Source organism: Terrabacter sp. P5_B1, assembly GCF_056400505.1.
Window position 1 is genome coordinate 1 of the sequence record NZ_JBFULD010000422.1, and the last position, 3067, is coordinate 3067.

General features: G+C 68.9%; 3 protein-coding genes and 1 pseudogene. 1 reads left to right on the top strand and 3 read right to left on the bottom strand.

The genetic code is table 11. The features are described from left to right. Positions 1-123: 123 nt before the first annotated feature. The 3 genes from AC1DP0_RS20245 to AC1DP0_RS20255 form a co-directional block, all read right to left on the bottom strand. Positions 124-1623: an APC family permease gene (locus AC1DP0_RS20245; RefSeq protein ID WP_478088075.1), complete on the bottom strand. Its 1500-nt coding sequence runs from the start codon at positions 1621-1623 to the stop codon at positions 124-126. A gap of 102 nt (positions 1624-1725) precedes the next feature. Beyond that, entirely contained in the window at positions 1726-2490 is a 765-nt protein-coding gene (locus AC1DP0_RS20250) for a PH domain-containing protein (protein WP_478088077.1), read from the bottom strand. Positions 2491-2508: 18 nt separating this feature from the next. Beyond that, a complete protein-coding gene (locus AC1DP0_RS20255) occupies positions 2509-2679 on the bottom strand; it encodes a hypothetical protein (protein ID WP_478088079.1) in 171 nt (56 codons plus the stop codon). A gap of 151 nt (positions 2680-2830) precedes the next feature. Here AC1DP0_RS20255 and AC1DP0_RS20260 point away from each other — a divergent pair. Continuing rightward, positions 2831-3067, top strand: a pseudogene (locus AC1DP0_RS20260) (hypothetical protein); the annotation flags it as partial.

Genomic DNA, 3067 nt, shown 5'->3' on the forward strand with positions numbered 1-3067 from the left:
GCGTCGGGAASTGGGCACTCGAGTGGAGGGGCAGGTCGAGTGCGCAGTTCCCGACGGGGGTGTGCGACAGCCCGCTCGTGCTGACACGGGCGGGCTGTCGAGGGTGCGACGCGAGCGCACACCTCAGCGTTCACTGAGGACCTCCGGGGTGCCGGAGATGCCGGCTTCCTCCTCGCCCGTCGCGAGCTTGCTGTGCTGGCGCGAGTAGAGGAAGTAGATGAGGAAGCCGAGCACCATCCACACGACGAAGCGGATCCACGTCTCGACCGACAGGTTGAGCACGAGGTAGAAGCACGCGGCGGCGGACAGCCACGGCACGACCGGGTTGCCCGGCACCTTGAACGACCGCTTGAGGTCCGGGCGACGCTTGCGCAGGATCGGGACGGCGAGCGAGACCAGCATGAAGGCGGTCAGCGTGCCGATGTTGACCATCTCCTCGAGCTTGCCGATGGGCGTCAGGGAGGCGATCAGGGCCACGACCGTGCCGATGATGAGCGTGAGCTTGACCGGGGTGCTCGTGCGCGGGTTGGTCCGGCCCAGGCCCGCCGGAATGAGGCGGTCGCGGCTCATCGCGAAGGTCACGCGGGTGGCGCCGATGATGAGGGTCATGACCACCGTGGTGAGGCCGGCGACGGCGCCGGCGGAGATGAGCGTGGCGTAGCCCTCCTTGCCCACGGCCTTGAACGCCGTGGCGAGCGCCGCCTTGGGGTCGATGTCCTGGTAGTTCTGCATGCCTGTGATGACGAGCGTGACGGCGACGTAGAGCAGGGTGCAGATGGCGAGGGAGCCGAGGATCCCGCGGGGCAGGTCGCGCTGCGGGTTCTTGGCCTCCTCGGCCGTCGTGGCGACGACGTCGAAGCCGATGTAGGCGAAGAAGACGATCGCGGCGCCGGCCATGATGCCCATGACGCCGAACGTGGCGGGGGTCATCCCGGTGATGATCTGGAGCACCGGGGTCGTCAGGCCCTCCGCGGCCTTGCCCGGCTGTGACGGCGGGATGAACGGGCTCCAGTTGTCGCGGTTGATGAACTGGATGCCCGCGAAGATGACGAAGAGCACGATGAAGAGCTTGACGCCGACGAGCACGAGGTTGACGCGCAGCGACTCCTTGATGCCCCACGCGATGAGCAGCGTCAGGCCGGCGATGAGCAGGAAGGCCGGCAGGTCGAAGTGCGACCCCGGCCCGACCGATCCGGGCCAGGTCACCCCGAGTTGCCCGAGGAAGGTCACGAAGTACTGCGACCACCCCTGGGCGACCACGCTCGCGCCGAGCATGAGCTCGAGGAGCAGGTCCCAGCCGATGATCCACGCGATGAGCTCGCCGAGCGTCGCGTAGGAGAAGGTGTAGGCCGAGCCCGAGACCGGGACGGTGGAGGCGAACTCGGCGTAGCAGAGTGCGGCGAGGCCGCAGACGATGGCGCCGATGACGAACGACAGCGCGATCGACGGGCCGGCGTAGTCCTTCGCCGCCCTCCCGGTCAGCGTGAAGATGCCGGCGCCGATGATGACACCGATGCCGAAGACCGTGAGATCGAGGGCGCTGAGGGTCCTCTTCAGTTTGTGGTCGGCCTCTTCGGAGGAGGCCATCGAGGCCTCGACCGACTTGGTACGAAACACGCTCATGCTGACCTCCGAGCGGGTCGGGGACGTGCGGATGCTCACAAACTAGCGGGGTGCGGGACCCGCGGCGAGTCCCCGTCCGGCCGTGGCCGGGCAGCACCCGCGTCAGTCGTCGGAGTCTGGCCAGATCGGGCCGGTGTCAGGACCGCGCCGGCGACGCCTGAGGTCGTCGCTCTCGTAGACGGTCTCGGGCCGGTCGGCCGGACGCTGGATCGGCACACCCCGGGAGTACGAGTCCAGGCGGTCCTGGACGGGGTCGCGGGTGCTGTGCACGTCGGGGTATGCCGTGCCCCCGCCGGGACGCCGTCGGTCCTCGGGAAGCTCGCCGGCGATCTCCCCGAGATCGTCGTCCCGCCGGGGCGGCACGATGTGGAAGATCTCGGCGCAGATGTCGCGGTAGGTCTGGTCGGGGTTGGGCACCCACTTGACCTCGCGGAGGGCCTGGTCCTGGCCGGCGCTCTCGAGGACGAACTTTCCGTAGCCGAGGAACTGCCCGGGGATGGACCGGACATAGCTCATGTCGGTGACCTTGAGCAGGGGCATCATCGCGACCTTGTGCGAGATCAGGCCGTAGCGCAGGAGCAGGCGTTTGTCGGTGGCCACGAACCAGTTGTGGCTCCAGTCGAGCAGGCGCCAGAGCAGGCGCACGAGCAGGGCGAAGAAGATCCACCAGAACAGCGTCCCGGCCGCCTGGGTCGACTTCGTGACGTTGGAGTCCACCCACACTGCGGCGGACAGGGCGAGGGTGGCCGTCGCGACGGGCTCGGCGAGCTTGGCCCAGTGCGCGCGGACGGCGGTGACGAGCCGCTCGCCCGGGAGCAGGATCGGAGCCAGTCCCGCCGGGACCTCCATGCTCCGAAGCAGCGCCATGAGCTCAGTGTGCTCGCATCAGCGGTTGAGCAGGGAGCTGAAGAAGGCGAGGATCGCGTTGAAGCCGTCGACGATGATGCCCCAGACGTTGCTGACGAGGTCGGCAGCCTTGACCGGGGAGGTGAAGACGGCGTAGATGAAGAACGCCAGCACGATGATCAGGATGATCTTCTTGGCCTTGGGGCCCATGGTGGTGTGCTCCTTGGAGGAAGGTGCTGGCGCTGCCCTGACAGCCCCACGGCACAGGGGTGTGTTCAGTGTGTCGCACGGTACGGGTGGGGTGCGGGACCGTGCCGCGCGTGTCGGTCGGCAAGACCGCTCTGCCCGCTATTCTCCTCGCGTGTCGCGAACGCCGGAGTATGCCGCCGCGCTGCGCAGCGCCTTGGGACGCGCAGCGAGCGGCGCCGACGCCGGGGAGCTGGCGCGGGCGAGCGAGGCCCTCGTCACGCGCTACCGGTCCGTCGCCCCGGCATCGGCCCCGATCCTCGCCTCCCGGGCGCACGTCGCGGCGTATGCCTCCTACCGGATGCCGGCCACGCACGCCGCCCTGGCGCGGGTGCTCGACGCGGTCGCGGAC